The organism is Kitasatospora sp. NPDC093102 (assembly GCF_040683915.1).
In the GTDB taxonomy this organism is placed as follows: Bacteria; Actinomycetota; Actinomycetes; order Streptomycetales; family Streptomycetaceae; genus Kitasatospora.
The window spans coordinates 501,109-525,580 of record NZ_JBFBFA010000002.1; the positions used below are offsets into that span (position 1 = coordinate 501,109).

The window sequence follows — 24,472 nt, forward strand, 5'->3', positions numbered from 1 at the left end:
CCCGGGGGAGCCCGCCGCCAAGACCCGCTGTTGATCCGAACAGGTGACCGACCCTGGCGGTCCGAAGGTCCCGCGCGCTCCCTAGGCGGGCCGTTGCAGCACCATCAGCGAGCGGTCGGTGAGCCACAGGGCGTCCCCGGCCTTGACCCGGGCGCCCGTGCCCGGGGCGGGCAGCCGGGGCTGTGCGGTGTCGACCACGACCTGCCACTCCTGCCCGTGGTCGGCGGGCACGGTGAACTCCAGTGGTTCGAAGTGGGCGTTGAACATCAGCAGGAAGGAGTCGTCGACGATCCGGCCGCCGCGCCGGTCCGGTTCGGAGATCGCGTAGCCGTTGAGGAAGACGCTCAGCGACTTGGCGTAGCTGGCGCCCCAGTTGCGCTTGGTCATCTCCTCCCCGGCCGGGGTGAACCAGGCGATGTCGGTCAGGTCGTCGAACCCGCCGGCGGACGGGGCGGCAGCGCCCCGCGTGCCCGGACGGTGGGTACCCGCACCCGGCCGCCCGGACACCGGCCGGCCGTGGAAGAACCGCCGCCGCCGGAACACCGGGTGGTCGCGGCGCAGCCAGATCATCCCCTGGGTGAACTCCAGCAGCCGCGACTGAGGCCCGTCGCCCTCGGGCCAGTGCATCCAGGTGAGCTCGTTGTCCTGGCAGTAGGCGTTGTTGTTGCCCAGCTGGGTGCGGCCGAGCTCGTCGCCGTGCGAGAGCATCGGCACGCCCTGGGAGAGCATCAGGGTGGCGATGAAGTTGCGCTGCTGGCGCTCCCGCAGCTCCTCGACGGCCGGGTCGGCGGCGGGGCCCTCGACACCGCAGTTCCAGGAGCGGTTGAAGGACTCGCCGTCCCGGTTGTCCTCGCCGTTGGCCTGGTTGTGCTTCTCGTTGTACGAGACCAGGTCGCGCAGGGTGAAACCGTCGTGGCAGGTCACGAAGTTGATCGAGGCGATCGGGCGGCGGCCGTCGTCCTGGTAGAGGTCGGAGGAACCGGTGAGCCGGGAGCCGAACTCGGCGAGGGCCGCGTTCTCGCCGCGCCACAGGTCGCGCACGGTGTCCCGGTACATGCCGTTCCACTCCGTCCACAGCGGCGGGAAGTTGCCCACCTGGTAGCCGCCCTCGCCGAGGTCCCAGGGCTCGGCGATCAGCTTGGCCTGGGAGACCACCGGGTCCTGCTGGACCAGGTCGAAGAAGGAGGAGAGCCGGTCCACCTCGTGGAACTGCCGGGCGAGGGTGGCGGCGAGGTCGAAGCGGAAGCCGTCCACGCGCATCTCGGTGACCCAGTAGCGCAGCGAGTCCATGATCAGCTGGAGCACGTGCGGGCTGCGCATCAGCAGGCTGTTGCCGGTGCCGGTGGTGTCCTCGTAGAAGCGCTGGTCCTGGGCGAGGCGGTAGTAGGAGACGTTGTCCAGGCCGCGCAGCGACAGCGTCGGCCCCAGGTGGTTGCCCTCGGCGGTGTGGTTGTAGACGACGTCCAGGATCACCTCGATCCCGGCCGCGTGCAGTGCCTTGACCATGGACTTGAACTCCTGCACCTGCTGGCCGCGGTCGCCGGTGGAGGAGTAGGAGGAGTGCGGGGCGAAGAAGCCGACGGTGTTGTAACCCCAGTAGTTGGCCAGGCCCAGGTCCCGCAGCCGGTGGTCGCGGACGAACTGGTGCACCGGCATCAGCTCGATCGCGGTGACGCCGAGTTTGGCCAGGTGCTCGATCACCGCCGGGTGGGCCAGGCCCGCGTAGCTGCCGCGGATCTCCTCGGGGATGCCCGGGTGCAGCCGGGTGAGGCCCTTGACGTGGGCCTCGTAGATGACGGTGCGGTGGTAGTCGGTGCGCGGCGGTCGGTCGGTGCCCCAGTCGAAGTACGGGTTGATCACCACGGAGTGCATGGTGTGCGGGGCGGAGTCCAGGTCGTTGCGGCGCTCGGGGGCGCCGAAGTGGTAGCCGTAGACCGACTCGTCCCAGTCGATGTGCCCGCTCATCGCCTTGGCGTACGGGTCCAGCAGCAGCTTGGCGCTGTTGTGCCGCTGCCCCAGGCCCGGGTTGTACGGGCCGTGCACCCGGAAGCCGTAGCGCTGGCCGGGCTGGACGCCCGGGAGGTAGGCGTGCCGGACGAAGGCGTCCGTCTCGCGCAGTTCGACGGCCGTCTCGGAGCCGTCCTCGGCGATCAGGCACAGCTCGATCCGGTCGGCGCTCTCCGAGAACACCGCGAAGTTGGTGCCGGCCCCGTCGTAGGTGGCGCCGAGCGGGTAGGGCGTACCGGGCCAGACCTGCATGACTCCTCAACTTCCTTACTGCCGACGAGAACTGACATTAAGTCCGACAACGGCCCGACCACCTGCCCGGACCCGGACGCTCTCTTCCCGGCCGGGCGGCCGGGCATGTGCGTGACCGTGCTCCGTGACGCACGGCACAGCGCATACTCCCCGAGCCCGTCCCCGGCGGCCGGGAGATCCGGCCCGGGTTGGGCCGAATGAGCGCCCGTCGGGCATTCGTGTGAAGAACGCGGCGGGTGGTGCGGGAGACCCCCGGGCATCCGGCTGCGAGCGGCTCGCGGCGGGCAGTACCCTTGATCGTCCCGCCGCCCGGGCGGGCCGCCAGGAATTCGACGGTCCCCGCGCCCGTGGGGGTCAGCCGCAGCAACCAGATGAGGTGGCGCATGGTGTTCCCCGCCGGCGGCCGTGGCTCCGGGCCCGGCGGCCCCGACCGGGGCGCGGCCCGCAGCGAGGCGCCCACGGTGGTCATGCGTCCCACCCTGACCGGCCGGGCCCTGGTGCCCGCCCAGAGCGGCCCGGTCGAGATACCCGCACTGGCCTGGTCGGTCGGCGAGTGGGAGGACGCCTACCAGCGGGTCCGGCTGTCCGGCCGCGCCTACGTCTGGCTCAACCTGGTCGAACAGCGGCTGCGCGCCCTGGTCGACGAGGTGCTGCACCCGATCTACGCCCCCGCCCACGGCGAGGACTGGGTCACCGCCGCCGCCGGGCCGGCCGGCGAGGAGTGGGCCCACCGCGCCGGGGCCGTGCGCGAGGTCAGCCGCCGCAAGGGTTACCTGCTCGACCCGGCCGACGACGACCCGCTGGTCTTCCTCACCCTGCCCCAGCTGCGCGAGCTGATGGTGCAGCACTGGCCCTGCTTCGAGCCGTACCTGGCCGACCGGCGCGAGATCGAGCTGGCGCTCGACGAACTGGAAGTGGCCCGGCACGTGGTCTCCCGCAACCGGGTGCTCACCCAGACCGTGCTGGCCCAGACCGAGCGGGCCGCCGCCCGGCTGCTGGCCGTGCTGGACGGCGGCGCCGGCGGTGTGCCCGCCGACGTGGTCGAGTCCCTGGTGGCCGGCCGGTACGCGGACGTCGTCGCGGTGCACGCCGACCGCGTCCGGCTCCAGCGCGACCTGCCGGTGGAGGACCTGCTGGACGGCGCCCGGCGCCTCGACGCGCTCGGCATCGGCCTCGGCATGCTCTGCCAGAACTACACCGGCAAACGCCTCGTGCGCCTCGCCGGCGAGGGCTGCCGGGTGCGGCTGCTCTTCCTCAACCCGGCGAGCAGCGCGGTGCGCCGCCGCGAACGCGAACTCGGCCTCGGACGCAGCGAGCTGTCGCGCTCCATCGAGATGAACATCATGCACGTGCGGCGGGTCCGGGCCCGGCTGCGGGACCAGGGCGGCTTCGAGATCCGGGTCTTCGACGAGACCCCGCGCTTCACCGCCTACCTGGTCGAGGGCCCCCGCACGACCGGCCAGGCGGGCGGCCGCCGGCAGGGCCGCGACCTCGGCGTCATCCAGCCCTACCTGCGCCGCGCCCGCGGCATGGAGTCCCCGGCCCTGGTGCTGCGCGGCGGCGCCGGCCAGCAGCCCGGCGGCACCGAGCCGGGACTGCTGGAGGTCTACCGCGAGGAGTTCGAGGGCGTCTGGGCCGACTCCCGGCCCGTGTCCTGAGGCCCGTACCGGGAGAAACCTGCTGGTCGGCGGGGTACGGCTGCTGCCAGACTGCGGGCCGTGAGCAGCCTTCCCGCCTGGACCCTGGTACCCGCCGCGTTCGACGACCTCGAACGCATCACCGACCTCAAGGACCAGGTCATGCGCGCCGACCTGGAACGCCTCGGCCGCTGGGACCCGGACCGGTCCCGTCGGCGGGTGGCGGACTCCTTCTCCACCAGGTGGACGTCCGTACTGCTGGTCGAGGGGGCCTTCGCGGGCTCCGTCACCGTCCGCCCCGACGAGCAGGGCGGGCGCCACCTGGAGCTGTTCTACCTGGCCCCGCGGCTCCAGGGGCGCGGCCTCGGCACCGCAGTGCTGCGCCGCCTCCTCGCCGAGGCCGACGCCGCCGGGGAGCCGGTGCGCCTCGTCGTCCTGCGGGGCAGCGCCGCCCAGCGGCTGTACGAGCGGCACGGCTTCACCGTCGTCCACGAGGACCCGATCGACGTCCACATGCACCGCCCGGCCCCCGAGCCCACCCCCGCGACCACGCCGGAGCAGGCGCGCACCCGGCTCCAGGACCGGGCCGCCCTGTGGAGCACCGACGCGGCCGCCGGCCGGACGGTGATCGACGCGGCCTGCGAGGCACTGGTCGCCGGGCTCGACGGCCCGGCGCTGCGCGAACTGGCCGCCTGCCCGTACGGCGAGGCCGCCACCGAACTGCACGCGCTGCTGCCGCCCGCACTGGCCGAACAGGGCCTGGTCTTCCACCCCTCCGGGAGCACCTCCGCCACCGAGGCCGTCCTGCGGGCGCTCGCCGCGCGCTTCCTGGACGAGGAGCTGACGCCCCGGGAGCTGACCCGCGCCGTGCACCAGCGCTTCGGGCACCGGCTGGAAGCGGCCGATCCGCTCTCGTGCCTCGACGACGAGTACGACATCCTGGACCACGGCACGCGCACCCGCGAGGAGGTCGACGCCGACGTCCTCGCCGAGGCCCGCCTCCTGACGGAGGTTCACCCGGGGCCGTAACGATTCGTCCAAGTCCGCTGGCCTGGGCCGATGCCCGCGTGGTAGGTGTAGCCCCCGTGAAGATCACGGGGGAGAACGAGGCCGTGCTGCGCCTCGACGACGTACACCGCACCTACGGAACCGGGCCGGAGGCCGTACGGGCGCTCAGGGGGGTGGACGTCGAGTTCGCGCGCGGCGGCTTCACCGCCGTCATGGGGCCCTCCGGCTCCGGCAAGAGCACCCTGCTGCAGTGCTGCGCCGGCCTCGACCGGCCCGACAGCGGCCGGGTCACCCTGGACGGGACCGACCTCGCCGGGCTCGGCGAGACCGAGCTGACGGTGCTGCGCCGGCAGCGGATCGGCTTCGTCTTCCAGGCCTTCAACCTGGTCGGCTCGCTCACCGCCGAACAGAACGTCGGCCTGCCGCTGCGACTGGCCGGCCGCCGCCCCGACCGCGCCGAAGTGCACCGCGCCCTCGCCCAGGTCGGCCTCGGCGAGCGCGCCCGGCACCTGCCCTCCCAGCTCTCCGGCGGCCAGCAGCAGCGCGTCGCGATCGCCCGCGCACTGATCACCCGGCCGCGGATGCTGTTCGCCGACGAGCCGACCGGCGCCCTCGACTCCACCAGCAGCCGGGACGTCCTCGCCCTGCTGCGCGAGCTCGTCGACCGCGAGGGCCAGAGCACGATCATGGTCACCCACGACCCGGTCGCCGCCGCCCACGCCGACCGCGTGCTCTTCCTCGCCGACGGCCGGATCGTCGACGACCTGCCCCACCCCACCGCCCAGCAGGTCGCCGAGCGGATGACCGCCCTGGAGACGGCGGCATGACCTCGCTCGCCACCCTGCTGCCGGTCGCCGCCGCGAGCCTGCGGCGGCGCAAGGCCGCCTTCGCCGGCTCCTACGTCGCCCTCACCCTCGGCGTCCTGCTCGTCGCCACCACCGGCAGCCTGCTGAACGACACCGCCGGCGACGACTCCCCGCTCGGCGCGCCCTCGCTGCACAAGGTGCTCCAGTTCACCGCCGCGATGGCCGCCTTCGTCGCCGTCTTCGTCGTCGCCGGGACCTTCGCCTTCGCCGTCGCCCAGCGCCGCCAGGAGATCGCGATGCTGCGCGCCGTCGGCGCCACACCCCGGCAGATCGTCTGGCTGATCACCGGCGAGGCCACCGTCGTCGCCCTCGCCGCCGCCGTCAGCGGCTGCCTGCTCGCACTGCCCGGCGCACCCGCGCTCGCCGCCTGGCTGGTCGCCCGCGGCGCCGCCCCCGACGGCTTCACCGCGCACCCCGCCGCCGGGCCGATGCTGCCGGCCGTCGCCGTCGGCCTCCTCGTCGCCCTGCTCGGCGCCGTCACCGCCGCCCTACGGGCCGGCCGGGTGCGCGCCGTCGAGGCGCTCGGCGACGCCGCCGCCGACCGCAGGGTCATGACCCCGCTGCGCTGGACCTGCGCCCTGCTCGGACTGCTCGCCCTGGCCGCCGCCGTCGGCTACTACCTGGCCGCGCCCGCCATGCCCCCCGCTCCCGGCGACCAGCCCGGCGACCCGCAGCTCGCCTCCCAGTGGGTGCTCGGCGCCGACCTGCTCACCATCACCGCGCTCGCCCTGTTCGCACCCGTCCTCGTCCCGCCGCTGGTCCGGCTGCTCAGCGCCCCGCTCACCCGGGCCGTCGCCGTCGCCCCGCTGCTCGCCCGGCAGAACGCCCTCACCGCCGTGCGCCGCACCGTCTCCACCGCCACCCCGGCCTTCCTCACCATCGCGCTCACCGGCACCGTGGTCGGCTCCACCGCCGCCTTCGCCGACGCCATGACCGCCCAGAACCGGGCCACCACCGCCGCCCGGTACGTGCTGCGCCCCGGCGCCGCCCCGCTGCCCGCCGACGCCGCCCACCGGCTCACCGCCACCCGGCCCGGCCTGCACGCCACCGCCACCACCGCCACCGTGGTCACCGGCCTCGGCGCTGCCGTCCCCGACTTCGACGACCACGGCGAGGACTCGCCCGCCGGCGTGCCGTCCGCCGCCACCGTCGTCGACGGCGACCTCGCCACCGCCTGGACCCTGCCCGCCGTCGGCGGCAGTGCCGCCGACCTGCGCGGCGCCACCCTCGCCGCCTCCACCGACCAGGTCCGCGGCCACGGCTGGAAGCTCGGCGACCAGGTCAACCTGCGCCTCGCCGACGGCACCGTCACCAGCCTGCGGCTCGTCCTGGTCTACCGCACCCAGCTCGGCCTGGACGAGGTCCTGCTCAGCGGCGAGGCCGCCGCCGGCCACCTGGCAGGCGCCCGCCCCACCGCCGTCCACCTCGACGGCGAACCGGCCGACCGGCTCGGCGGCACCCTCACCGACGCCCGCGACCCCGGGCCCGACCCCGGCGCCCACTACGCCTGGATCGCCACCACCACGATCCTCGGGCCCGCGCTGCTCTACGCGCTGATCGCGATCGTCAACACCATGGTGATGAGCACCGCCGACCGCCGGGGCGACTTCGACGTGCTGCGGCTGGCCGGGACGGTGCGCCGCCAGGTGACGTGGATGGTCGCGCTGGAGGCCGTCCTGGTCGTCACCACCGCCGCCCTGCTCGCCCTCGCCGTCACCGCGCTCACCCAGTTCGGTACCACCGCACTGCTCAACCACCGCATCCTGGCCGGTCAGACCACCGTCGCCCTGCGGCTGCCCTGGGCGCCCCTCGGCGCGAGCGCCGCCCTGTGCCTGCTGCTCGCCGTCGCGGCGAGCGTCCTGCCCAGCCGCCTCGCCCTCGCCCGCCCGGCCGGCCGGGCGGGCTGACCGGGCCGGTGCCCCGGCCGCACCGAGCGGCCCGGGCACGAGGCGCGGCGACGAGGACGATCGGGCTCCCCCGGCCGGGTTGTCGGTGGGGCGGGTGATGATAGGGGCTGTTTCGAGAGGCAGGACGGAAGGACACACCTGATGAGCTGGTGGCAGCAGCCACTGGTCGGCTTCGACCTGGAGACCACGGGCACCGACCCGGCCGTGGACCGCATCGTCACGGCCGCGCTCGTGGACACGGTCGGGGCCGCCCGGGTGGGGGCCGCGCACTGGCTGCTCGACCCCGGGGTGCCGATACCCGCCGAGGCGGAGGCGATCCACGGGATCGGGGACGAGGTAGCGCGGAGCAAGGGCAGGCCGGCCAAGGAAGCGGTGGAGGAGATAGCCGCCGCACTGTGCGAGCGGATCACCGCCGGACGGCCGGTGGTGGCGTTCAACGCGCCGTTCGACCTGTCGCTGCTCGACGCCGAGCTGCGCCGGTACGGGCTGGCGACGCTCGCCGAGCGCCTGGGCCGGCCGGTCGGACCGGTGCTGGACGCGCTGGTGATCGACCGGGCCGTGGACAAGTACCGCAAGGGCTCGCGCACCCTGCAGCGGGTCTGCGAGCTGTACGGGGTGGAGCTGACGGACGCCCACGAGGCGGGCAGCGACGCGCTGGCCGCCGTCCGGGTCGCCGTCGCGCTGGCCGGGCGCTACCCGGCCGAGGTGGGAGCGGTGCCGCCCGCCGAACTGCACCGGCGGCAGATCGACTGGTACCGGCAGTGGGCCGAGGGCCTCCAGGCCTGGCTGCGCCGCGGCAAGGACCCGCAGGCCGTGGTCGACCCGCGCTGGCCCGCCCGGTGACGGTACGCCCGGCCCGCCCCGCGGACCTGCCCGGCTTCCTCGCCCTCGCCGCCGAGGTCGAGCGCCGGTTAGGCCCGATGGTCGCCGAGCCGGGCTTCCACCGCGCGGTGCGCAGCAGCACCGACCGGGGCCCGGCGACCGCCGCCGAGGACGACCGGGGGCTGCTCGGCGGCCTGCTGTTCGGCGCCGGGAACGCGGGGCCCGGGGCGGCTGGGCTTCACCCCGGCCGAGGCCGCCGGCCCGGGCCGAAGCCCAGGCGCCGTTCCAGGTGCGGAAGTCGGCGGCTCGAAGGAGTGCCGGAAGTCAGCCCGGAGGCTGGTACGAGGGCTGCGGCGGGCGGCAGGTGCGCCCTCGTCCACCGGCCGAACGAGGGGAAGGCCCCGGGGCGACCGCCGACCGCCGACCGCGCTACGCGGCCGGGAAGTCGAAGGTGTACCCCTCGGCGACCATCCAGGGCAGCAGCTGCTTGAGCGCGGCCACCGTCTGGCTGCGGTCGCCGCCGCCGTCGTGCATCAGGACCACGCCGCCGGGCTTGAGCTGCTTCTGCACGGCCGAGACGATGGCCGGCGTCCCCGGACGCGACCAGTCGCGCGGGTCGACGGACCAGCCGAGCGAGGACATCCCGAGGCCCGCGGTGATGTGCTCGTTGTCGCTGTTGAAGCCGCCGCCCGGGGCACGGAACCAGTTGACCTCGGTGCCGGGGCCGCCCGCCTGGACGATCATGTCCCGGGCGGCGGTGATCTCGTACACGGCCTTGTCGTGCGGGAGCTTCGCGAACGGCTGCGGGTGGTGGACGCTGTGGTCGCAGAGCCGGTGCCCGGCGGCCAGGATGCGCTTGACCATGGCGGGGTTGGCGGCGGCGTTCTGGCCGATCTCGCAGAAGGTGGCCTTGGCGTGGTACTGGGCCAGCAGGTCGAGGATCTGGCCGGTGGCCGGGCCGGGGCCGTCGTCGAAGGTGAGCGCGACGGTGCGGCCGCCGGAGGCGGTGGAGCCGATCACGGTGCCCGCCCCGGTGTGCGGGGGCGGCGCGGCGGGCGAGGACGGCCCGGCAGCCGGTGCAGCCGGTGCGGCCGGTGCGCTCGGAGTGGCCGGCGCGGTCGGGGCGGCCGGTGCGGTGGAGGCCGTAGGGGAGCCCGTGGCCGCGGGCGGGTCCGACTTCGGCGCAGCCGCCGGGGCGGAGGAGGGAACGGCCGGGGCCGGGGAAGCCGGCGGTACGGCGTCCGGGCCGGGGGCCGGCGCGATGGTGGCCGCCGCCGTCCCGCTCGGCTGGGCGGTGGCCGGGGACTGCGTCCCGGACGGCGCCGCCGCACTCGGCGGCTGGAGCGCCCCGCTGGCGGTCCCGCACGCGGTCAGCCCCAGGGCGGCGGCCACCGTGACGCAGCCCGCGAACAGCCGGCGCCGGGAGCGGGACGGTCGGGTCAGGGCGGAGGGGCGGTGGGCGGTCCGGTGCATGGCGGCGGCTCCTGAGGTGCGAGTACGGTGCCGGTCTCTCGGGTCAGGACGACTGTCCGACAGGACGCCGATCGTACGTTCCCCGGTTCCGGGCCGGACCGAACCGCCGTAAGAGTCTTCTCACACCCGCCCCGGTGGCGTCTTCGCGCCGACGCGGGTAACGGAGAGGGCCGTCAGAACGGGTACCAGCGCACCTCGGTGGCCCCGTCCCGCAGCGAGTCGACCCGGCGCCGGAACTCCTTCAGCGCGGCCGGGTTGCTGGCCGCCTGCTGCGCCACCCAGGAGGCGCTGGCCGTCTCCCGGGCACCGCGCAGCACCGTGAAGCCGGGCCACTCGCGCACGTCCCAGCCGTACGCCGCGGTGAACGCCCGGTACTCCTCGGCGGGCACGCCGTACCGGTCCTGGCTGAGCGCGAGGACCACCAGGTCGTGCTCGCGCAGGTCGTTCGCCATGAACTCCAGGTCGAGCAGCACCGGCCCGTCCGGGCCGACCTGGACGTTGCGCGGCAGCGCGTCGCCGTGGATCACCCCGGGGTGCAGCTGCGGGACGAGGTCGGGCAGGGCGGCCTCGAAGGCGTCCCGGCGGTGGCGCAGGAAGGCGACGTCGGCCGGGTCGACGTGGCCCTCGGCGGAGGCCAGCCAGCGCTCGACCGGGGCCAGCAGGTCGCGCCGGCCGAGCGTGAAGGGCGGCGGCGGCAGCCGGTGCAGGGCGCGCAGCAGCGGGGCGAGGTCGACCGGACGGGCGGGCCGGACGGCGGGCGCGAGCCGGTGCCAGAAGGTGACCGGGTGGCCGTCGGCCAGCTGCGGTTCGGGCGCGACCGCGTCGTACGGGCGGACCACGGGCACATCCTGTCCGGCCAGCCAGTGGGCGAGCGCCAGCTCGCGGTGCGCCCGGTCGTACAGCTCGGGGCCGCGGCCGACCTTGGCGACCACGGCCGGGTCGCCGAGGTCGAAGACGGCGTTCTCGCCGAGCGCGAGCAGCGTGGCCCCGGCGGGGGCGGTCAGCCCGGCCGACTCGCAGGCCCGGGCGAGCAGCAGCCGGGCACGGCCCTCGTCGAAGGGGATCATGACTGGGTTCCGTTCCGCCGACACCGTCCGGGGGATCCCGGACGGTGATCATCATGACGCACGGACGCCGGGCCCCGCGCGCTGCGGGGCCCGGCGCCGGACGCGTCGGAGGTGCCGGGAGGCTCAGACCTCGGCCCTGCGGTGGCGCGCCCCCTCCGCCGGGGCGGCCGGCTGGGCGTGCAGGGCCCGGCCGGCGCCGGGCGGCGGGACGGATTCGCCGTGCGAGAGGTCCGGCAGCCAGTTCAGCCAGCGCGGCAGGTACCAGTTGCGGTCGCCCAGCAGGGTCATCACCGAGGGCAGCAGCACCCCGCGGATCACCGTGGCGTCGATCAGCACCGCGACCGCCAGGCCCACGCCCATCTGCTTCATCACCTGCATGGACAGCGAGCCGAAGACGGCGAACACCGCCACCATGATCACCGCGGCGCTGGTGACCACCCCGGCCGTGGAACGGATGCCGTGGGCGATCGCGGCCCGGGTCGGCAGGCCGCGGTCGTGGCCCTCCTTGATCCGGGAGACCACGAAGACGTGGTAGTCCATCGAGAGTCCGAAGAGGATCACGAAGAGGAACAGCGGCACCCAGGACTCCACCGCGCCGACCCCGGCGGTGCCCAGCAGCGAGGCGCCCACGCCGTGCTGGAAGACCAGCGTCAGCACCCCGTACGCGGCGCCCACCGAGAGCAGGTTGAGCACCACGGCGGTGACGGCGACGGCCAGCGAGCGGAACGAGGTGAGCATCAGCAGGAAGGCGAAGGTGATCACGAAGGCGAAGACCAGCGGCATCGAGCCGGTCATCTTGTGGTTGAAGTCGTACGACCCGGCGGTGCGGCCGGTGACCGGGGCCTCGGTGCCGGGCACCTTGAGGACGGTGGCGGGCACCAGGTCCTCGCGCAGGCTCTTCAGGGCGTCGTTGCTGGTGGCGTCGTTGCCGGTGCCGTTGAGCGGGATGTCGACGGTGGCGACGTTCCGGTCGGCGTGCACGGCGACCTCCACCGGGCCGTGCATCAGCGTGCTGGCCAGGGCCTTCGCCTTGAGGTCGGCGATCGCGGCGGTCATCGCGGGGGAGTCGATGTCGGCGGCCTTGATCACGACGGTGGCGGGGCCGGGACTGCCGGGGAAGGCGGCCTCGATCTTCTGCGAGGCGGCGACCAGCGCGTTGCCCCTGGGCAGCTGCTGCTGGAAGGTCAGGTTGGCGGTGTGCATGGTGAGCATCGGCGCGGCCAGGGCCAGCAGGAAGGCGCCGGCGAGCACGGTGGCGGCCAGCGGGCGGCGCAGCACCGGGGTCAGCACCGCGTTCCAGAACCGTCCGCCGGTCTGCGCGGCGTCCGGCCGGCGCAGCCTGGCGAGGAACGGCACCCGGCCCTTCTCCACCCGGTCGCCGAGCATCGACAGCAGCGCGGGCAGCACGGTGAGCGAGCCGAGCACGGCGGTGATCACGACCACGATGGTGGCGTAGGCCATCGAGCGGAAGGTGGCGATCCCGGTGAGGAACATCCCGGCCATGGCGACCACCACGGTGACGCCGGAGACCAGCACCGCGCGGCCGCTGGTGGCGGCGGCCACGGCCAGCGCGGTGGCCGCGTCCCGCCCGGCGGCCCGCTCCTCGCGTTCGCGGCGCAGGTAGAAGAGGCAGTAGTCGACACCGACGGCGAGGCCGACCAGCAGCATCACCGAGCTGGCGTCGTTGCTGGTGTGCAGGAACCCGCTGCTGAGCGCGACCAGTCCGGCGGCCGCGACGAAGGCGGTGAGCGCGAGCACCACCGGCAGCACGGCGGCGACCAGCGCGCCGAAGGCGACCAGCAGGATGCCGAGGGCGAGCGGCACGGCCGTCCACTCGGCGCGGGCGAAGTCGTTCTTGAACTGGTCCTGCATCCACTTGCCGGAGCTGGCGTCGCCGAGCTGGACCACGGTCAGGTCCGGGTTCTGCTCCTGTACGCCGGCCACCGCGTCCAGCACGGACCGGACGTGCTCCACCGCCTCGGTGGGGTCGCCCTTGAGCGTCACCATCACGAGCGCGGAGTGGCCGTCCGCGGAGACCGCCTTGGTGTCGTACGGCGAACGGACCTCGGCGGCCTGGCCGGTGCCGTTCACGGCGGCGATCACCTGGCCGACGGCGGCGCGGAACTCCGGTTCGTCGGCGCTGCGGGTGGAGCTCTGGACCAGGACGGTCTCGCCGGCCGGGCTCTTCAGCCCCGCCTCGTCGAGGATCCGTGCGGCCCGGGAGACCTGTCCGGGGATCGACTCGGCGTCGGTCACCTTGGTGCTGCCGTGCACGGTGCCGAGTGCGGCGGCCAGGACGACGAAGAGCAGCCAGCCGAACACGGCGGTCTTCCGGTGCCGGGCGCTCCAGGCACCCATCGCGGCCGCCAGGCCGAGTCTGGACTTCACGGGCTTCATGGTGGTTCCCCCCTGGGAGAGCGGCGGTCGTCGCCGGACGGGAGCGGCGGCGGCCCTGGGTCGGGGAACCGCCGGTCGGGGTGTGCCGGGTGCGGTCCGGCGTCCCGGTCGACAGTAGGGAAGCGGGGGTTGGCGGGTAATCCGGCTGACGGGTGGCCGTTTCCTGGTGCTCTCCTCGGGGTCGGGGTGGGGTTTTCCCTACCCCGGGACCCCGAGATCTCCTCCTGGGGGGTAGGGGGTGCGCCTCCACCCTGAGGGGGAGAAGTCTCCACCCGGAGCACGAGGTCAACGGGGTTGCGCCCGGGAGAAACTGGAGCGGGGCCGCTTCGGGGCGGCCACGGGGGTTTGAAGACGACGGGGGCTCCTTGCCGGGCGGCAAGCAAGTACTCGTAGGATGATGACCCAGACCTACTTACCTGCCGACCGGCAAGAGAGTGTCCACAGCACTCCGCGCGCCGGTCCTGCCGTCGCCCAGCGTCCCGTCCCCCAAGGGCTGCGGTGAACCATGCCCAGGAGGCATCGAGCATGTTCCACCGGCTAGGACAATTCGTCGTTCGCCGCCCGTGGTGGGTGATCGGCGCATGGCTGATCGCCGCGGTCGCGATCATCGCGACCGCCCCGCCGCTGAAGGCCAACTCCGATGAAGCGGCCTTCCTGCCCAAGCACTACGAGTCCATCCAGGCCGCGGAGGTCCAGCAGAAGGCCTTCCCGTCCGCCATATCGCCCTCGGCGCTGCTGCTCTTCGAGCGCACCGACGGCGGCAAGCTGGACGACGGCGACGCGGCGGCCATGACCAAGGTCACCCAGGGCCTGGCCGACAAGAAGATCCCGCTGGTCGAGACGGTCGTCCCGGTGGGCCCGGCGTCCTACTCCCAGGACCACAAGTACGCGATGTCGATGGTCTCCATCGACAAGACCAAGATGCAGACGGACGAGTTCACCGACGCCGCCAAGAAGCTCCGCGACGAAGGCACCGCGCTCGCCTCCGGCAGCAACCTGAAGTTCCAGGTCGGCGGCCCGGCCGCGATGAACCTGGACCAGAAGGACGCCGGCAAGACGGCCGGCATGCTGATCGGCCTCGGCACGATCGGGATCATCCTGCTCACGCTCGGGATCATCTTCCGCAGCCCGATCATCGCGCTGCTGCCGATCCTCTCGGTGGTCATCTACTCGATGGTCGCCAACGGCCTGATCTCGGACGCCAGCAAGGTGTTCGGGCTCAAGGCCGACAACTCGATGGAACAGATCCTCACCGTCGTGCTCTACGGAGTCGGCACCGACTACTTCCTGTTCCTGATGTTCCGCTACCGCGAGCGGCTGCGAGCCGGGGACGACCGCAAGCAGGCCGTCGCCAACGCGGTCGGCCGGGTCGGCGAGGCCATCGCCTCCGCCGCCGGTGCCGTCGTGGTCGCCTTCGCCGTGCTCGTCCTGTCCAGCCTCGGCATGTTCAAGGCGCTCGGCCCCTCGCTGGCGATCGCGGTGGCCGTCACGGCGATCGCCTCGGTCACCCTGGTGCCCGCGATCCTCTGCCTGATCCCGGAGAAGGTCCTGTTCTGGCCCTCCAAGGCCTGGCAGCGCGAGCCGTCCAACGCCCGCTTCGCCGCGATGGGCCGCGGTGTCGGCCGCCGTCCGGCCGCCGCAGCCCTGCTCTCCGGCCTGGTGATGGTCGGCCTCGCGGTCGCCGCGCTCGGCTACCAGGGCACCTTCGACATGGCCGGCAGCTCGATGCCGAAGTCCAAGGAGTCGATGGTCGTCCAGGACACCATGATCAAGGCCTACTCGGCCGGTGCCGCCGACCCCGCCCACATCTACCTGACCAGCCAGAACGGCAACAGGATCGACGTCGCCGGCCTCAAGGGCTACGTGGAGGACCTGGGCAAGGTGAGCGGGGTGTCCAGCGCCGCCATGCCGGACCCCGACCACGGCGTCAGCAAGGACGGACTCACCGCCGACATCACCGTCGTCCTCAAGGACCAGGCAGCCAGCAACAAGGCCATCGACACCATCGGCGAGGTCCGCAAGGTCGCCCACGACCACGCGCCCGCCGGCACCAAGGCCTACGTCGCCGGCACCACCTCCGTGTACAAGGACATCAACACGGCGATGGCCCACGACTACAGCCTGGTCTTCCCGATCGCCGCGTTGCTGATCATGGTGATCCTCGGCCTGCTGCTGCGCAGCGTGGTCGCCCCCTGGTACCTGATGGCCTCGGTCGGCCTCGGGTTCGGCGCCACGCTCGGTGCCACCACCCTGGTGTTCCAGAACATCAAGGGCGAGCAGGGCCTGATGTTCATGCTGCCGATCCTGATCTACCTGTTCGTGGTCGCGCTCGGCACCGACTACAACATCCTGATGATCGCCCGACTGCGCGAGGAGGCCCGCGAGGGCCGCAGCCCCCGCGAGGCGGCGAGCCAGGCGATCCGCCACGGCGGCCCGACGGTGGCCGCGGCCGGCTTCATCCTGGCCGCGACCTTCGGCACCATGCTGCTGGCCGGAAACACCATGATGAGCGAGATGGGCTTCTCGATCGCCATCGGCATCCTCATCGCGGCCTTCGTGATGGCGATGTTCTTCACCCCGGCGCTCACCGCGCTGCTCGGCCACCGCGCCTGGTGGCCCGGCCACGCGGACGCCCCGGACCACGGCCACGGCGAGGGCCCGGCCCCGCTGACCGGTGCCCACGGGGTGCCGGAGCCGGCCGGCCGGCGCTGACCCGCCCGGTGCGTACAGGCGGCGTCCCGCTTCGGCGGGGCGTCGCCTGCCCCTTTTGCGGAGCCACCAAACGTGATCTGTAGGGCGGGAAAATCCCCGGTCAACCAGGGTGGCGCCGTGCTACAGTCGAGGCAGTTGCAGTTTTGGTTCCCATGAACGTGGTGTGCGCCTGCTGGTTCCAACCGACAGGCGCATTTGTTTTGTCCGGTGTTTCAGTCTCCGGATGGGGATCGCGGCTACTCCGGGATTCACGAGGTGTGGGTCCCTGATGCCCCAGATTTAGAGGAGACGGTTATGGCTACCGGCACCGTGAAGTGGTTCAACAGCGAAAAGGGCTTCGGCTTCATCGAGCAGGCCGAGGGCGGCCCGGACGTGTTCGCCCACTACTCGAACATTTCGGCCCAGGGCTTCCGTGAGCTGTTCGAGGGCCAGCAGGTCGAGTTCGACGTGACCCAGGGCCAGAAGGGCCCGCAGGCCGAGAACATCCGCATCATCGGCTGACGTCAGCCTCCACGCTGACTCGCGATCTGCGAAGCGAGGGCCCGCACCTCACCGGTGCGGGCCCTCGCCCATGCCGCCGTACGGCCGGGGCGGCGCACCTCCCTTTCCGACGGCCGACCCAGCCCGCACTGCGGGCTGCCGACCGACGGACGGAGATCCCGTGACCACCCCTGCCCGCTCGCCGCGCGACCGCGGCCCCCGCACCACCGACCAGGCCCGCCGCAGCGCCGGCGGCAACCGCGCGCGCAAGCCGCGCAGCCGCGGCGGCGCCCCCAAGCAGGGCCGGCCCGCCGTCGCGCCCGAGGCCACCGAGTTCACCGTGGTCCAGGGCACCCCGGCCCGGCCCCCGGCGGCGTCCTTCGCCGAGCTGGAGCTGCCCAAGGCGATCCTCGCCGCGCTCGCCCGCGAGGGCGTCACCGAGCCGTTCCCGATCCAGGCCGCCACGCTGCCCGACTCGATCGCCGGGCGCGACGTGCTCGGCCGCGGCCGCACCGGCTCCGGCAAGACCCTGGCCTTCGGCCTGCCGCTGCTCGCCCGCACCGCCGGGCGCCGCGCCGACGCCCGGCACCCGCTGGCGCTCGTCCTGGTGCCCACCCGCGAGCTGGCCCAGCAGGTCACCGAGGCGCTCACCCCCTACGCGACCGCCGTCAACCTGCGGATCACCACGGTCGTCGGCGGCATGTCGATCAACCGGCAGGCCAACGCGGTGCGCCGCGGCACCGAGGTGCTGGTGGCCACCCCGGGCCGGCTGGACGACCTGATCGGGCGCGGCGACGTCAACCTCTCCGACGTCGCGATCACGGTCCTCGACGAGGCCGACCAGATGGCCGACATGGGCTTCCTGCCACAGGTCAGCAAGCTGCTGGAGCAGGTTGCCGCGGGCGGGCAGCGGATGCTGTTCTCCGCCACCCTGGACCGCAACGTCGACCGGCTGGTCAAGCGCTTCCTGGCCGACCCGGTGACCCACTCGGTCGACCCCTCGGCCGGCGCGGTCACCACCATGGACCACCACGTGCTCCAGCTGGAGCCGACCGACAAGGCCTCCGCCACCGCGCACATCGCCTCCCGCGACGGCCGCGTGATCATGTTCGTGCACACCAAGCACGGCGCCGACCGGCTGGCCAAGCAGCTGCTCGCCAACGGCGTGAAGGCCGCCGCCCTGCACGGCGGCAAGTCCCAGCCGCAGCGCAACCGGGTCCTGGACCAGTTCCGGGACGGCCACGTCACCGCGCTGATCGCCACCAACGTCGCCGCCCGCGGCATCCACATCGACGGCCTGGACCTGGTCGTCAACGTCGACCCGCCGGTCGACCACAAGGACTACCTGCACCGTGGCGGCCGCACCGCCCGGGCCGGCGAGTCCGGGACGGTCGTCACCCTGGTGCTGCCCGAGCAGCGCCGCGAGGTCAACCGGCTGATGACGGTGGCCGGCATCCGCCCGACCGTCACCAAGATCCGCCCGGGCGACGCCGACCTGGCCCGGATCACCGGCGCCCGCACGCCCAGCGGCGTCCCGGTGACGCTGGCCGTGCCGGTCGTCGCGGACCGGAGCGCGTCCGGCGGGGCGGCCCAGACCGGCACCGACAAGCCCGCCGGGGCCAAGTCCGGCGCCCCGCGCCGCCGGCCCGGCAAGCGCTCCGCGCTGCCCACCGACGTCGACATGAACGGCAACCCGCGTCGTCCCCGTCCCAAGCAGCGCCTCGGCGCCGCCGCCCAGGGCGACCGCCCGCAGGCGGCCGGCTTCATCGGCCGCTCCGCCGGCCGCGCCAAGCCCGGCAGCGGCTCCAAGTCCGGCTCCAACTACGGCACCGGCCGCCAGCGCCGCAAGCTCGACTGACGGTCGTCCGGACCGCGCCGAACGGGCCCCGCACCTCCCCGCACCAGGGGGCGTGCGGGGCCCGTTCGGCTTTCCCGGACCGGCCCGCCGGGGCATTTCCTCCGGTCCCGGTGAAACTGCCGCCCGGGACAGCGGTGCTGCTCAGCCCGACCGCACCCGGCAGTTGCCGGTGGACTGCCGGTTGACGGCCGGCCGCGCACCCCCGAGTCTTTCACGCGGCCCACACATCCGACGCTCCGTCACCACGGTTGCGCGGGTGGTGAGTCGACGTGTCCCACGACCCGGAAGGACCTTCCATGCGCCGTACCTCCGCCCTGCTGACCACCGCCCTGCTCGCCGGGGCCGCCTCCCTGGCCGTACCGGCCACCGCCGCCCAGGCCGCCCCCGCCTGCGCCGCCTGGGCCTCCGCCTGGAACGCCGTCGGCAGCTGTAGCGGCCTCGACCCGATGCAGACCTGGACCGTCACCGCCAACTGCCTCTACTGGAACTCCACCCACACCGTGCAGTTCTCCCGCCCCGCCATCGGCGGCCTGGCGATGGGCGACGGCACCGCGTCCGCCTCCTGCATGATCGGCGACTCCGTGATGTTCCCGCGCGTCATCCTCGGCGCCGCGCCGCCGGCCGGCCCGACCGGCCAGATCTCCGGCTACGCGAGCAAGTGCGTCGACGTGAAGGGCGCCAACGTCGGCAACGGCACCCCCGTCCAGATCTACGACTGCAACGGCACGGTCGCGCAGAAGTGGCGGATCGGCGTCGACGGCACGATCCGCGCCCTCGGCAAGTGCATGGACGTCTCGGGTGGCGGCACCGGCAACGGCACCAAGGTCCAGATCTACGACTGCAACGGCAGCGGTGCCCAGCAGTGGCAGGCCCGCCCCGACGGCTCGCTGCTCAACCCGCAGTCCGGCCGCTGCCTGGACGACCTGGGCTTCTCCACCGACAACGGCAACCAGCTCGGCATCTGGGACTGCAACGGCGCCGCCAACCAGAAGTGGAACCTCCCGGCCTGACGGCCGGCCCGGTCCGCCACCCCCGCGCCGTGCCGGGGGCGGCGGACCGCCTTCTTCTGCGCTACACCACCGGTGCCGGTGCCGGCCGTGCCGGGGCTGGGGCTGGGGCGAGGAGGCGCAGCCGCTCCTCGGTGTCGGCGTCGCGCGGGGACAGCACGATCAGATGCAGGCCCTCGGCGGCCAGCAGCACGTGCTGGTCGATCCGCAGCAGGCCCACCCGCTCGTGCCGGATGACCTTCTGGGCGCCGGAGCGCTCCGCGACCTGGTGCTCGTCCAGCCAGCGGTCCGCCTCCGGGTACTCGGCGCGCACCTGGCGGATCATCCGGGCCAGATGGCGCCCCACGGCCGTCGCCTCGCCGCCGCGCTCCGCGTAGGCGGAGCGCAGCTGGGCCAGGAAGCGCCGGGCGTGCTCCTCCCAGTGCTCGACCCGGGCCCGGTGCACCGGGTTGCCGAACACCATCCAGGCCAGGTTGCGTTCCTGCGGCGGACGGCCGGTCAGGCCGAACAGCGCGTCCGTGCCCTTGTTCCAGGCCCGGATGTCCCAGTTGGCGTCCATCACGAAGGACGGCGCCGGCCACTGCGCGTGCATCAGCCGCAGCAGGGGGGCCGGCACGTCCCCCGGCGCGGCCACCTCACCGTCCAGCCGGTGGCCGCCGGCCAGCCGGAACAGGTACGCCGTCTCCGCCCGGTCCAGCCGCAGCGTACGGGCGAGGCTCCCCAGCACCTCCGGCGACGGGTGGATGTCCCGCCCCTGCTCCAGCCACGTGTACCAGGTCACCCCCACCCCGGCGAGCAGCGCCAGCTCCTCGCGGCGCAGCCCCGGGGTGCGCCGCCGAACCCCGGGCGCCAGCCCGACCTCCTGCGGCGTCAGCCGTGCGCGGCGACTGCGCAGAAAGCTCGACAGCGCCGAGCGGCGCTCCTGGGCGTCCTCCACGTCCACCATGTCCCCCGTCCTTCCCGGTAGTCGGACTACCAGTATTCCCACGCACTGCTGCGGGCCGGCCGGCCGGGCGAGGCTGGATCACGTCAACGGACCGCACACGCAAGGGAACACCGATGAGTCACCGCCAGAACCGCACTGCCCGAAGGGCTTTGGCCACCGTCGTCGCCGCGGCCGCCCTCCTCGGCACGGCCGGCGCGCTGCCCGCCGCGGCCGCCGGCCGCCCGGCACCGGCCGTGATCTCCGGCCACGCGCCCACCCTGGTACCCGAGTCGGGCGACTGGGACGCCGCCCACCACCGCTTCCTGCTCGGCTCGCTGCGGCACGGCACCGTCTCCGCCGTCGGCACCGACGGCAGGGTGCGCACCCTGGTGGACGACCCCGGCACGCTGATCGAGATCGCCGGCCTGCGGATCGACCCGGTCCACCGCCGCGTCCTGGTCACCAACCTCGACAACGGCCTCGGCGAGCGCAGCGGCGCCGCCACCCAGGGGAAGCTCGCCGGGATCGGCGCCTACGACCTGGACACCGGGCGGCGGATCTTCTACACCGACCTCGCTGCCGTCGCCGCCGACGGCGGCAACCACCTCGCCAACGACATCGCGCTCGGCCCCGACGGCACCGCGTACGTCACCGACTCCTTCGCCCCCGTCGTCTACCGGGTGACGCCGGACGGCACGGCCTCCGTCCTGCTGCGTGACCCGCGACTGGCTGCCGCGCCCGGCTCGTACGGCCTCAACGGCATCGTCCACCGGGACGGCCGGCTGGTCCTCGGCAAGTGGGACGACGGCACGCTGTGGCAGGTGCCGGTCCGTGACCCGGCCGCCCTGCGGCAGGTCGAGGTGGCCGACGGTGGAGCCCTGCTCCACCTGGACGGCCTGCTGGGCCGCCCGGACGGCTCCATCGCGGGCGTCACCAACGCCTTCTCGGGATCCGGCCGCGACGCCGAGGTCGAACTGCGCTCGGAGGACCACTGGCGCACCGCCCGCCTCATCGCCGTCCGTCCCTCCGCCGACCCCACCCCCACCGCGGTGGTCGCGGGCCCGGCCGGCCGGCTGTACCAGCTGGCCGGCGGCCTCGCCGCCGCCTACGCCGGCCACCCGGCGGACACCTTCACCCTGCGGCGGGTCTGAGCGCGTCCCGGCTCGGCGGCGTGCGCGGTCCTGGCCATGCGCGCCGCCAGTGCTTCCACGCGCCGTCACTCTGAAGGGCGAGGAGGATTGGCTCACGCAATGCGTTTGCAACACGCTGCTGGTCGTGCATAGTGAGATCTACTGGACCCAGCGGTCCGAGGAACACATTGCCAGGCACAGCGTGACTCCGGACGAGGTGGAGGACGTCGTGTTCGTCCGTCCGCACTGGTTCGCTTCCGGGCGGAACGGTTCGGTGCTTTGCCTGGGCGTGACGGGAGCCGGGCGGTACCTGTTGGTGGTTCTGGCGACGAGCACGGCGAAACCATCCGCGTGGTACTGCGCCACCGCGCGGGACATGACGGTCGCCGAGCGGCGCCTGTTCCTCAAGCGGACGAGTTGAAGGTGACGGATGACTGACAACGGTGCGGGCCTCGAAGCGGCCGCGGAGTACTACGACACGCACGAGCTGACCGAAGACGAGATCATGGGTGCCGAGCCGGGCGAGCCGGTGGCGGCGGATTCGGTGATGATCACTACCTCGCTGCGACTGCCCAAGCCGGTGATGGACGAGGTGCGGCGCCGGGCGCGGGAGCGGGGGTTGAAGCCCACAGCCATCATGCGGGAGTGGATCGAGTCCGCCATTGCGGACCTGGACGAGCCGGTGCCACTCAGCGTGATCACCGCCGCGGTGGCCGAGTACCAGCACCGCAAGGCCTCCTGACGGCTCAGGCGGTGAGTCCTCGACCACGCCTGAGCAGCCCGCGCTCAGGCCGTGAGGGCCGGGACGGACTCCTGCGCCCGGCGCGCCTCGTCGTAGCGCCGTAGCAGGAGGGCGGCCAGCTCCGGGGCGGGGCCGAGGACGTCCGCCAGGACGTCCGCCCCCTCGGCGGCCGCCGCGATGCGGTCCGGCAGCAGGCCCGGGGCCAGCAGGTAGGGGGCGACGGCGGTGCGCTCGGCGCCCGCGGCACGCAGGGCGGCGAGGGCGTCGGGGACACGCGGGCCCGCGGCGGAGGCGTAGGCGACCTCGACGGCGGCCCAGCCTCGGGTGCGGCGCCACTCGTCGGCGACCGCGCGGGTCGCGGCGTCGGCGGCCGGGTCGGAGGAGCCGGCCGCCGCCAGCACGACGCCGGTACGGGCCCGCACGGCGGGCGAGCCGACCGCGAGGCCGGCCTCGGCGAGGCGGCGGTCCAGGGCGGCGAGCAGCAGGGGAGAGGGGCCGAGCACGTCCGCGACCGGCAGCCGGGAGCCGGCGGCGCGCAGCGCGGCCGGGATGTCGTGCTTGGCGTGGAACGCCCGGTTGAGCAGCAGCGGCACGGCCACCGCGTCCGCCGTCCGTCCGGCCACCTGCGGGATCCGCGGCGCGCAGTGGTCCAGGTAGGCGGTGGCGACCTCGATGCCGGGCCGCTGTGCCCGCACCTCCTCCACGAGCGCGGCCACCGTCGCGGCGTGGCGCGGGTCGCGGCTGCCGTGGGCGATCAGGAGGAGGGCGGGCATCAGCGGTGCCTCACTTGCCCGCGGCCAGCAGACCGCGGTTGCGCAGCACCCGGCGCTCGACCGGGGTGAACACCAGCAGCTCGATGGCGATGCCGACGAAGAGGATGAGGACGATGCCGAGCAGCACGCCGGACATGTCGGAGAACTCGCGCTGGTCCTCGAGGAAGCGGCCGAGGCCGCGGCCCAGGTCGGGGGAGGAGGCGACGAGTTCGGCGGCCATCAGGGAGCGCCAGGAGAAGGCCCAGCCCTGCTTGAGGCCGGCGAGGTAGCCGGGCAGGGCGGCGGGGATGAGGACGTGGCGGGCGCCGGTGAGGCCGGTGGCGCCGATGGTGCGTCCGGCCCGCAGGAACAGCGGCGGGACCTGGTCGATGCCGGCGACCAGCCCGTTGGCGATGGAGGGGACGGCACCGAGCAGGATGACGGCGTACATCATCGAGTCGTTGATGCCGAGCCAGATGACGGCGGCGGGCACCCAGGCGACCGAGGGCAGGGACTGAAGCCCCTGAAGGACCGGTCCGATCGCGGTGCGCACCGGCTTGATCCGGGCGACCACCAGCCCGATCGGGGTGCCGATCACCACGGCGAGCAGGAAGCCGGACAGGCCGCGCCAGACGCTGGTCCAGATGATCGAGAACAGCGTGCCCTGGTACCAGAGGTCCTCGGCGGAGCGCCACACGTCCGCCGGGCTGGGCAGCTTGTACGAGGAGGTGACGTGCAGGCTGTAGGCGCCCTGCCAGAGCGCGAGCACCACGAGCACGCCGATCAGCGGCGGCAGCGCCTTGCGGCGCAGCGCCTCGCCGAGCGATCCGCGCTGCGCGGCGACGGCGTCCAGGGCGTCCAGGCCCGCACCCACGTCGGCGGTGTCGCTCGCGCCCTGCGCGGCCTCGTCGTTCCTGTCCACGTTCTTGTCCAGGACGGGGGTGGTGTCAGTGCTGGCCATGGCGACGGATCTCCCCACGCAGTTCTTCGGTGATCTCGATGGACAGGTCGGCGACGCCGGAGGATTCGATGCGGCGCGGCTGCGGCAGGTCGATCCGCCACTCACGGGCGACCCGGCCGGGGCGGGAGGAGAGCAGGACGACCCGCTGGGCGAGGCGGACGGCCTCGCGGACGTTGTGGGTGACGAAGAGGACGGACAACTGCTGCTCGGCCCAGATCCGGGTGATCTCGTCGTGCAGGACGTCCCGGGTGATGGCGTCGAGGGCGGCGAACGGCTCGTCCATCAGCAGCACCTGGCTGCCCTGGGCGAGGGCGCGGGCCATCGCCACGCGCTGGCGCATGCCGCCGGACAGCTCGTGCACCCGCTTGCCGTACGCGCCGTTCAGGCGGACGAGTTCGAGGAGGCGCTCGGCCTCGGCGCGGCGTTCGGGGCGCGGGACGCCGGCCAGCTTGAGGGCGAGCTCGATGTT

General features: G+C 73.8%; 20 protein-coding genes. 12 read left to right on the forward strand and 8 right to left on the reverse strand.

What is annotated here, in order from left to right; all coding sequences use genetic code 11:
- Positions 1-81: 81 nt before the first annotated feature.
- On the reverse strand, positions 82-2,259 hold the full coding sequence (glgX, locus tag AB0O11_RS05590; RefSeq protein WP_363381928.1) for a glycogen debranching protein GlgX: 2,178 nt from the start codon (positions 2,257-2,259) through the stop codon (positions 82-84).
- Between the two features lie 467 nt (positions 2,260-2,726).
- On the opposite strand from glgX, the gene AB0O11_RS05595 reads away from it, so the two are divergent.
- From AB0O11_RS05595 to AB0O11_RS05615, 5 genes are all read left to right on the forward strand, one after another.
- Positions 2,727-3,917 carry an SAV2148 family HEPN domain-containing protein gene (locus AB0O11_RS05595; RefSeq protein ID WP_363382055.1) on the forward strand — a complete coding sequence of 397 codons (1,191 nt, stop codon included), beginning with the start codon at positions 2,727-2,729 and terminating at the stop codon, positions 3,915-3,917.
- 60 nt (positions 3,918-3,977) lie between these two features.
- Complete coding sequence (locus AB0O11_RS05600; RefSeq protein ID WP_363381931.1) at positions 3,978-4,925, forward strand: GNAT family N-acetyltransferase; 948 nt, start codon at positions 3,978-3,980, stop codon at positions 4,923-4,925.
- Between the two features lie 56 nt (positions 4,926-4,981).
- Positions 4,982-5,731: an ABC transporter ATP-binding protein gene (locus AB0O11_RS05605; protein WP_363381934.1), complete on the forward strand. Its 750-nt coding sequence runs from the start codon at positions 4,982-4,984 to the stop codon at positions 5,729-5,731.
- Positions 5,728-7,677 (forward strand): ABC transporter permease, encoded by a 1,950-nt coding sequence (locus tag AB0O11_RS05610; protein ID WP_363381937.1) that lies wholly within the window; start codon positions 5,728-5,730, stop codon positions 7,675-7,677. Before AB0O11_RS05605 ends, AB0O11_RS05610 begins: the two co-directional genes overlap by 4 nt.
- 141 nt (positions 7,678-7,818) lie before the next feature.
- The gene (locus tag AB0O11_RS05615; protein ID WP_363381940.1) at positions 7,819-8,520 is read left to right on the forward strand and encodes an exonuclease domain-containing protein; all 702 of its coding nucleotides are present in this window, start codon (positions 7,819-7,821) and stop codon (positions 8,518-8,520) included.
- Between the two features lie 408 nt (positions 8,521-8,928).
- Here AB0O11_RS05615 and AB0O11_RS05620 read toward each other — a convergent pair whose 3' ends face one another.
- The 3 genes from AB0O11_RS05620 to AB0O11_RS05630 all read right to left on the reverse strand — a co-directional run bounded on the left by AB0O11_RS05620 (position 8,929) and on the right by AB0O11_RS05630 (position 13,397).
- Positions 8,929-9,972 (reverse strand): polysaccharide deacetylase family protein, encoded by a 1,044-nt coding sequence (locus AB0O11_RS05620; protein WP_363381943.1) that lies wholly within the window; start codon positions 9,970-9,972, stop codon positions 8,929-8,931.
- Positions 9,973-10,145: 173 nt separating this feature from the next.
- Entirely contained in the window at positions 10,146-11,039 is an 894-nt protein-coding gene (locus AB0O11_RS05625) for an aminoglycoside phosphotransferase family protein (RefSeq protein WP_363381945.1), read from the reverse strand.
- A 123-nt stretch (positions 11,040-11,162) separates the two neighbouring features.
- Positions 11,163-13,397: an MMPL family transporter gene (locus AB0O11_RS05630; RefSeq protein WP_363382058.1), complete on the reverse strand. Its 2,235-nt coding sequence runs from the start codon at positions 13,395-13,397 to the stop codon at positions 11,163-11,165.
- A gap of 564 nt (positions 13,398-13,961) precedes the next feature.
- On the opposite strand from AB0O11_RS05630, the gene AB0O11_RS05635 reads away from it, so the two are divergent.
- From AB0O11_RS05635 to AB0O11_RS05650, 4 genes are all read left to right on the forward strand, one after another.
- Positions 13,962-16,148 (forward strand): MMPL family transporter, encoded by a 2,187-nt coding sequence (locus tag AB0O11_RS05635; RefSeq protein ID WP_363381948.1) that lies wholly within the window; start codon positions 13,962-13,964, stop codon positions 16,146-16,148.
- Positions 16,149-16,442: 294 nt separating this feature from the next.
- On the forward strand, positions 16,443-16,649 hold the full coding sequence (locus AB0O11_RS05640; RefSeq protein WP_363381951.1) for a cold-shock protein: 207 nt from the start codon (positions 16,443-16,445) through the stop codon (positions 16,647-16,649).
- Positions 16,650-16,968: 319 nt separating this feature from the next.
- Positions 16,969-18,486 (forward strand): DEAD/DEAH box helicase, encoded by a 1,518-nt coding sequence (locus AB0O11_RS05645; protein WP_363382061.1) that lies wholly within the window; start codon positions 16,969-16,971, stop codon positions 18,484-18,486.
- A 296-nt stretch (positions 18,487-18,782) separates the two neighbouring features.
- Entirely contained in the window at positions 18,783-19,496 is a 714-nt protein-coding gene (locus AB0O11_RS05650; protein ID WP_363381954.1) for a ricin-type beta-trefoil lectin domain protein, read from the forward strand.
- 61 nt (positions 19,497-19,557) lie between these two features.
- Here the strand turns inward: AB0O11_RS05650 and AB0O11_RS05655 are convergent, their stop codons facing one another.
- Positions 19,558-20,439: a helix-turn-helix transcriptional regulator gene (locus AB0O11_RS05655; RefSeq protein WP_363381957.1), complete on the reverse strand. Its 882-nt coding sequence runs from the start codon at positions 20,437-20,439 to the stop codon at positions 19,558-19,560.
- Between the two features lie 113 nt (positions 20,440-20,552).
- Here AB0O11_RS05655 and AB0O11_RS05660 point away from each other — a divergent pair, with 113 nt between their 5' ends.
- The 3 genes from AB0O11_RS05660 (at position 20,553) to AB0O11_RS05670 (ending at position 22,290) form a co-directional block, all read left to right on the forward strand.
- On the forward strand, positions 20,553-21,569 hold the full coding sequence (locus AB0O11_RS05660; RefSeq protein ID WP_363381960.1) for a hypothetical protein: 1,017 nt from the start codon (positions 20,553-20,555) through the stop codon (positions 21,567-21,569).
- 124 nt (positions 21,570-21,693) lie between these two features.
- The gene (locus AB0O11_RS05665; RefSeq protein ID WP_363381962.1) at positions 21,694-21,969 is read left to right on the forward strand and encodes a hypothetical protein; all 276 of its coding nucleotides are present in this window, start codon (positions 21,694-21,696) and stop codon (positions 21,967-21,969) included.
- A 9-nt stretch (positions 21,970-21,978) separates the two neighbouring features.
- Positions 21,979-22,290 carry a hypothetical protein gene (locus tag AB0O11_RS05670; protein WP_363381965.1) on the forward strand — a complete coding sequence of 104 codons (312 nt, stop codon included), beginning with the start codon at positions 21,979-21,981 and terminating at the stop codon, positions 22,288-22,290.
- 44 nt (positions 22,291-22,334) lie between these two features.
- On the opposite strand, the gene AB0O11_RS05675 is transcribed toward AB0O11_RS05670, so the two are convergent.
- From AB0O11_RS05675 to AB0O11_RS05685, 3 genes are all read right to left on the reverse strand, one after another.
- Positions 22,335-23,063 (reverse strand): sirohydrochlorin chelatase, encoded by a 729-nt coding sequence (locus AB0O11_RS05675; protein ID WP_363381968.1) that lies wholly within the window; start codon positions 23,061-23,063, stop codon positions 22,335-22,337.
- Between the two features lie 10 nt (positions 23,064-23,073).
- Entirely contained in the window at positions 23,074-24,003 is a 930-nt protein-coding gene (locus AB0O11_RS05680; RefSeq protein WP_363381971.1) for an ABC transporter permease, read from the reverse strand.
- The coding region (locus tag AB0O11_RS05685) for an ATP-binding cassette domain-containing protein (RefSeq protein ID WP_363381974.1) at positions 23,990-24,472 on the reverse strand (483 nt) is incomplete at its 5' end. The genes AB0O11_RS05680 and AB0O11_RS05685, both read right to left, overlap by 14 nt.